7 protein-coding genes are annotated in these 7110 nt (G+C 69.7%); 5 read left to right on the forward strand and 2 right to left on the reverse strand.

Features of this window, described 5'->3' with window-relative positions:
• The first annotated feature begins 257 nt into the window (after positions 1-257).
• The 3 genes from ACTWQE_RS33085 (at position 258) to ACTWQE_RS33095 (ending at position 3331) form a co-directional block, all read left to right on the forward strand.
• Positions 258-659 (forward strand): J-domain-containing protein, encoded by a 402-nt coding sequence (locus ACTWQE_RS33085; RefSeq protein WP_443332788.1) that lies wholly within the window; start codon positions 258-260, stop codon positions 657-659.
• Between the two features lie 295 nt (positions 660-954).
• Positions 955-1449 (forward strand): NUDIX domain-containing protein, encoded by a 495-nt coding sequence (locus ACTWQE_RS33090; RefSeq protein WP_443332789.1) that lies wholly within the window; start codon positions 955-957, stop codon positions 1447-1449.
• A gap of 463 nt (positions 1450-1912) precedes the next feature.
• Positions 1913-3331: a nucleobase:cation symporter-2 family protein gene (locus ACTWQE_RS33095; RefSeq protein WP_443332790.1), complete on the forward strand. Its 1419-nt coding sequence runs from the start codon at positions 1913-1915 to the stop codon at positions 3329-3331.
• A gap of 278 nt (positions 3332-3609) precedes the next feature.
• On the opposite strand, the gene ACTWQE_RS33100 is transcribed toward ACTWQE_RS33095, so the two are convergent.
• Complete coding sequence (locus ACTWQE_RS33100; RefSeq protein WP_443332791.1) at positions 3610-4332, reverse strand: transcriptional regulator; 723 nt, start codon at positions 4330-4332, stop codon at positions 3610-3612.
• A 255-nt stretch (positions 4333-4587) separates the two neighbouring features.
• Between ACTWQE_RS33100 and ACTWQE_RS33105 the strand changes: the two genes are divergently transcribed.
• A complete protein-coding gene (locus tag ACTWQE_RS33105) occupies positions 4588-5055 on the forward strand; it encodes a lamin tail domain-containing protein (protein ID WP_443332792.1) in 468 nt (155 codons plus the stop codon).
• Between the two features lie 251 nt (positions 5056-5306).
• Here the strand turns inward: ACTWQE_RS33105 and ACTWQE_RS33110 are convergent, their stop codons facing one another.
• Positions 5307-5528, reverse strand: a complete 222-nt coding sequence (locus ACTWQE_RS33110; protein ID WP_443332793.1) for a hypothetical protein — start codon at positions 5526-5528, stop codon at positions 5307-5309.
• A 246-nt stretch (positions 5529-5774) separates the two neighbouring features.
• Between ACTWQE_RS33110 and ACTWQE_RS33115 the strand changes: the two genes are divergently transcribed.
• Positions 5775-6413, forward strand: coding sequence for an HAD family hydrolase (locus ACTWQE_RS33115; protein WP_443332794.1), 639 nt, complete (start codon positions 5775-5777; stop codon positions 6411-6413).
• The last annotated feature ends 697 nt before the right edge of the window (positions 6414-7110 follow it).

The following is a 7110-nucleotide window of genomic DNA, read 5'->3' on the forward strand; positions in this document are numbered from 1 at the left end:
ACGGCCCGCGTGCAGCCGCGGGGGGGCGTTAAGCCAGGGGAAGTGACCACCGCCCGGCTGGACGGTCGGTCCGGCGTGGGGAAGCGGGAACCATACGCACCCCGCCCCGCGCCCCCGCGGCTTCGCGCGGCCCACGCTGGACGGCCGGGATCGGCGTGAGGATGATGGCGGGGGTACGGGATGTGACGGTATGAGGTAGCCCGGCACAGCTCCTCGCCACAGAAGAGCCGGGCGTCGACAGCCGAGGGAGAGCGACAGTGACCGAGCGCAAGCCGCCCGGCATCAGCTTCGAGTCATGGGCGGACCGGCAGATCCGGGAGGCGGAGGAGCGGGGTGAGTTCGCCGATCTGCCCGGGTTCGGCAAGCCCCTCCCCGGCCTCGACAGGCCCTATGACGCCATGTGGTGGGTCAAGGAGAAGATGCGCCGCGAGAATCTGTCGTTTCTGCCGCCGACGCTCGTGCTGCGCAAGGAGGCGGAGGACGCGCTCGCGGCGGCGGCACAGGCCACGTCCGAGCGTGAGGTGCGGCGGATCGTGACGGAGATCAACGAGAAGATCGACGAGGCGATCAGGAGACCGCCTGCCGGTCCCCCGCTGAACGTGGAGCGCTTCGACGCGGAGCGCATCGTGCGCGAGTGGCGCGAGCAGCACGCGGGTTGACGGACAGCCGGGCAGGACCCGTAAGCCTCGCCGGCCACAGACGGTCGTCTGCGGCGGCCTTCGTTGCTACGACGAACGCCGCGATCCTTCGTTGCCTACGACGAACGCCGCGAGCCTTCGTCGCAGGCGACGACCACGTGGTGCCATGAGTGGCACCGGGAGCTGTCCAAGCGTCATCCCCGAGTCCCCCTCCGCCCCTTCGGGTGGCCTGTTCCCGAACTCCGCCGACGGGCGTCGCCGTACGGCAGTCTGGGCAGGCCGAGAGCGTATGAGGAGCCACAAGGGAGATGACATCGTGACGGACGGCTACCTTCCCCGGGACGAGTACATCGCGACTCTCCCGAAGGCCACCGCCTATGCCGGTATGTACTTCACGGACGCGGACGAGCGGCCGGTCATGCTGAAGTCGGTCTACGGGACGAAGGCCTGGCAGTTCCCCGGCGGAAACATGGATCCCGGCGAGAGCCCGTGGGAAACGGCCGTGCGGGAGACCCGGGAAGAGACCGGGCTCATCATTTCGGGAACGCGTCCCCTGCTGCTCGCTCACTTTCTGCCGCCCGAAGACCGCTGGCCGTTCAACAAGTTCGGATTCATCTTCGACGGGGGCACGCTCACCGAGGGCGATCTCGCAGGGATCGTTCTCGACCCGACGGAGCACTGCGACTGGAGCGTACGCACCATGGCGGAGTGGGAGCGGACCACGACGGCACCCACGTTCGCCCGGCTCGTCGCCGTGCATGCCGCCCGTACAGCGGGCACGGCGAGATATATGGAGCAGAGCAATGTCTGAGGCGAGCCGGGCAGGGGCCCCTCGCGAGCCGTGGGACAAGGACTGAGGAAGCCGGGCGGGGAAGAGGAGCCGGTGGGCAGGGATCGAGGGAGCCGGGCAGGGGTCCAGGCGCCGGTCGGGGGCATAGGTGCCGGGGACAAAGGATCGAGGGAGCCGGGTCCGGGGGCCGGGACCGACGCCGAGAACAGCGCTGCCGGTTACTCGCGCGGAAAGATGACGTTCATCTAAGGTGAGGGCCGATCGGCCCGTTCACCTGCGGATGTCAGAGACAATCCGGACTCTTTCTGCCGATCCAAGGATGTCCTGCGATCCAGGGCAGACTTGCGACAGCAGGGCGACGTGTGTCGGCAACCCCGCCGGACGTCGGCTTCGCACGAGTCTGCCGGTCGCGTCCTGCCATCCGGGACTCGACGGCGGCAGCTCTTCCCTCCCGTTTCACCTATCCGGCGAAGGCACCGCAGAGATGGCACGAGTCCCCCGACAGAAAACCCGACCGGAGAGCCACCCCGTCGACGAGGTGCTTCCCCTTCCCAAGCTCTCCCTCTATGGCTTCCAGCACATCCTCGCGTTCTACGCGGGTGCCGTGATCGTCCCGATCCTCCTCGGAAACGCCCTGGGCCTTTCCCGTGAGGAACTGGTCTATCTGATCAACGCGGACCTGCTCACCTGCGGTATCGCCACCATCATCCAGGCCCTCGGCATCTGGAGAATCGGCGCCAGGCTGCCCCTCGTGCAGGGCGTCACGTTCACGGCCGTCTCTCCCATGATCGCCATAGGCATCGGGGCGGGCGGCGGCACCGCCGGGCTCCTGGTGGTCTACGGTGCCGTGATCACGGCGGGCATCGCCACCTATCTCTTCGCGCCGTTCTTCGGCAAGCTCGCGAAGTTCTTCCCGCCCGTCGTCATCGGCACGATCCTCACCATCATCGGCCTCACCCTGATCCCCGTCGGCCTTCAGGACGCGGCAGGCGGGGCGCAGTTGATCGGCGAGCCCGCGTACGGGGCTCCGAAAAACCTCGCCTACGCGTTCGGCACCCTGCTCTTCATCCTGGTGGTGGTCCGGATCGGCAAGCCGTTCCTGAGCAGTGTCGCCGTGCTGATCGGTCTGTTCTGCGGCACCGGGGTCGCCTGGATCCTCGGGGACGCGCACTTCGGCTCGGTGGCGGACGCCGACTGGTTCGGTGTCAGCTCGCCCTTCCACTACGGCATGCCGAAGTTCGAGCTGTTCCCGATCCTCGCCATGTGCGTGGTCATGCTGATCACCATGGTGGAGACCACCGGGGACGTCTACGCCATCGGTGAGATCACGAACAAGGAGGTCGACGGCGAAACGGTGTCCCGGGCCCTGCGCGCCGATGGCGTCGCCACCGTCCTCGGCGGCGTCCTCAACTCCTTCCCCTACGTGGCGTTCGCCGAGAACATCGGCCTGGTCCGGATGACGAAGGTGATGAGCCGTTTCGTGGTCGTCGCAGCGGGGGCGTTCATGATCATTCTGGGGCTGCTGCCGAAGGCGGGCAGCCTCGTCGCGGCGATCCCGCACCCGGTGCTGGGAGGCGCGGCCATCGCGATGTTCGGCATGGTCGCGACGGTCGGTATCCAGATCCTGGGGAAGGTCGATCTGCGTGCGGAGCGCAACGCTCTGATCCTGGCGGTCAGCCTGGGCGCCGCTCTGCTGCCCACGACGGTCGCCCCGTTCTTCGACCGAATGTCGGACGACGTCCAGGCGGTCCTCGACAGCGGGATCACCCTGGGCGGGCTCACCGCCATCGTGCTGAATCTCTTCTTCAACGTCTTCACGCGCCGCAGGCCGATGGAGATCGACTGGGACGAGATCGAGGAGAGCGGTCCTGCGGACCCACAGATCGGCACCGCGCCGCGCTGAATCCGCCCCATACGCGGGCGGGGGCCGCTGGGGAAGGCCGGGGCGGCCGGGCCGGTGGTGGACCGGGCCGGGGCCGGGGCTGGGGAGTACCGGGCCGGGGAGGGGCCGTCCCTCTCCGGCCCGCAGCCGCCGTACGAGCGGCCGGTGCCGTGTCCGTAACCGGTGTACGAGCACGCTCGGCCCCGGCCCACAGCGCCGTACGAGCAAGCCGAGCGCCTGTCCGCGGCCGTCGTACGAGCGCCGGTGCCGTGACCCGCGGCCGGCGTGCGACGTCCGGTTCAGGGGAGTACGGCGTTGAACGGTGGTGCCTCGCCCGCCTCGCCGATCAGCTCCCAGAAGTGGTCCACCAGCCGCCGTAGATAGGCGGACCGCTCGGCCGCGATCTCCTTCAGCCGGGAATCGTCGTTACGGGCGACGACATGTCCCATATAGCGCTTGGCGAATTCCGCGAACTCCGCATGCATCGTCCGCAGTGCGCCGCTCACCCGTGTCTCGTTGACGGTGACCAGCTGCGCCACCGGTGTGACATGAGATTTCCAGCGGCCCTCGATGGCGGACCGGAGATGGTCGGCCAACTCCTCGACGTGGCCCAGGATTCCGACGAGTTGACGCAAGGACAGTCCCAGGGCGTCCACGAGGGCTTTGGTCTGCCGGTAGTCGCCGTCCCAGCGCTGGGTCTCCTCCGCGGCCCGGTAGTCGGTCACCGACATGCCGATACGGTGCGCCAGCCGCTCCGCGCTCAGCTGTCGGGCCAGCCGGTGCTCGGCCAGCGACCGCGGCTCGATGCCCATCAGCACGGTCGGCGGACACCAGAGCACATCGGCCAGCGCGAAGAGCTGGGGCTCGGTGGGCACATGGGTGCCTTGTTCCCAGGCATCCACAAGCTCGGGGTGGACGGGGGCGCCGCAGATCGCCATGGACTGCGCGACGTGAACCTCCGTCAGACCCATCCGCATGCGGGCGGATCGGGCCTCTGTGGGGGAGAAGGGGGCTCTGTGCACGTACGGGACACCTCGCTGCACCCGTCGGACATAGGGGCGCTTGGGGGACGGCGGCTGGAGGAACATCCAGGAGCGGGCAGATTAACAGATGGTCCATTGGTACGAAGGCCCTGCTTCCCTTCGATCCCAAGGCGGTTAAGGCGGTTTTCAAATACCCACCGGTATCGCTCGTTGACTCGCGTACTGTGCAAATCCGATTCGCCGGTGCGGACCGGATCATCAGCCCCTAACCGCACCCTTGTTGAGGAGTCTCCTTTGCGTATACGCACCGCCGTGCCCGCTGCCCTCGCCGCCGCCGTTCTGCTGGGCACGGGCGCCACCGCCACCGCCGCCACCACCGCGGCGAGCCACCAGAGCGGTCTGCACCTCGGCTTCATCCAGTACAACTCGCCCGGCAGCGACGACCGGTCCAACAGATCCCTGAACGCGGAGTGGGTGAACATCCACAACAACACCGGCAGCTCGATCCAGCTCAGGGGCTACGTGCTGAAGGACGACACCGGCTACCGCTACACCTTCCCGTCGTACCGGATCGGCGCGGGCAAGACCGTCAAGGTCCACACCGGCAAGGGGTCACAGAGCGCCGGTCATGTGTACTGGGGCCGCGGGGCGTACGTATGGAACAACACCTCGGACAAGGCGCGGCTGTACAAGCCGAACGGTGACCTGAGGGACTCCTGCGCCTGGACCACGCGCGACAACGGCACCAAGCAGTGCCACTGATCCTGTGATGCGGACGGCCCCCACCGCTCTCCCGGCGGCCGGGGCCTTTCCCGTCGTACGGCCCCGCGCCGTGTGGTCCGACCCCGTCGGTGGTGCCGGTCGCATCCCGTGGTCCGGCACGGGGCCGGTACGAGCCGGTGGTCTGTACGGGCCCAGATCCGGTGGGTGGGTCGGTGGGTCCCATGGGTCGTACCGAGCCCGCCCGTGGCCGTGCCGGGCGGGCGGCCGGGCTTCGGCAGCGGCCGCCGGCGTTATGCCGTAGGCCTCGGCCAGTGGTCCAGATCCCCGCCGCGCCACTCGATGAGCGTCGGGTCGTCGAGGGCGACTTCCGACGGATCGAGTCCGGCCTCGCGCAGGAATTCGCATACGTCCCCACGGCCGTGGGCGAGACCCACGATCTGCCCGCGCACGGTGATGCGGCGCCCGCCGGACGGAGAGGGCGGGTGCACGATCACGGGCGGGTGCTCGGCCATACGTCCAGGGTGCTGTGCGCGGCGCGCGAGCGCATCCCGGTCGTGCGCCCCGATCCTGCGGGACGGAACACGGGACGGTTGCCGAGGGTCGTGTCCGCTCCCGGCCGGGTTCCGCCGGCGCTGTTGTTGAACGGTGCCGTCCGCTGTTGAACGGTGCCGTCCGTTCCCGGCCGCGGTGTCTCAGATGCCGTCGGTGGCCGGTTCCGTAGGCTCCCGGGCCGGACCCGCCCGCCGTAGGCTGCCCACATGATCGATGCTGTGGCATTCGATGTCGGGGAAACCATCGTCCGCGACGACCGGTACTGGGCGTCCTGGGCCGACTGGCTCGGGATTCCCCGTCACACCCTCGCCGCTCTCGTCGGTGCCGTCGTCGCGCAGGGGCGGGACAGCGCCGATGCCATCCGATTGGCGAAACCCGGCGCCGATGTCGCCGCCGAGTACCGGGCGCGGGAGGCCGCCGGTCGCGGGGAGCAGCTCGAGGAGAGCGACCTGTACCCCGATGTACGTCCCGCACTGGCCGAGCTTCGGCAGGCCGGGATCCGGGTGGTCATCGCCGGGAACCAGAGTGCGCGGGCCGGCGAGCTGCTGCGGGCGCTCGACCTTCCGGCCGACGAGATCGCCACGTCGGGGGAGTGGGGCGCGGCCAAGCCCGAGCGTGCCTTCTTCGACCGGGTGGTCGGGCTCGCGCGGACGGATCCGCAGCGGGTCGTGTACGTCGGTGACCACCCCGCCAACGACGTCGCCCCCGCGAAAGCCGCCGGGCTGCGGGTCGCGCATATCCGCCGCGGTCCCTGGGGCCATCTGTGGGCCGACAGTCCCGGCGTCGAGGCGGCGGACTGGTCCATCGGCTCCCTCGCCGAACTCCCGACGCTCCTTTCCCGCTGAGTCGCCGCTGAGCCGCGTCCGACACCTGGCGCCGTTCCCCGCCAGGCGGGTCTCTTTCCATGGACTGCGTCCGGGTCCGCCTTCAGTGGTTTCAGGGCCGGGCCCTCCGGGGCGGGGCTCTGGAACGGATATGTACGGGTCTGGCGGCCCACAGATACCCGGAAGTTTCGAGCACCCCCACCCCTACGACCCCGCGCGCTCCCGCCTCGCCGCGTACGGCCGTACACCAGAAGGGTCTGCTCGGGCCGGCCAGGCCGGAAGCCGCGGGGGAGGGTTACTCGATGCTCCGTCAACGCAGCAGGGGGTCCCGCTGACCGAAGCCCGGTGGGTGCGTGGGGGGTGACGGGGACGGAAGCAGTTCGGGCGGCACACCGTGGGTAGCCGGGAGGCGTCGGACGGGCGCGGTGTCGCACGGCTTGGCGGGAGGTGCCGGACGGGCGCGGCGGAGGTTGCGGATGGCTCGGGCCGCGACGGCTGACTCGGGCCCGCGACGGCGCTCTTCGGCCGTACGCACGATTCACACGGGGTGCGAACCGCTCACGTAGGAAGAGCCACGCACACACCCTGCCGCATCCCGGGTCCCGCGCGGTTGACTCTGAGCCTGGGCCGCCTCTCCCGCTCCGCGGCCCCGCCCCGCCCCCGTCGCATCCCCCTCCCACCCCGCGCGGCGAGGGGCGGGGTCCGCCGGACGGAGGCG

Source organism: Streptomyces sp. 8N706 (assembly GCF_052245415.1).
Classification (GTDB): Bacteria; Actinomycetota; Actinomycetes; order Streptomycetales; family Streptomycetaceae; genus Streptomyces.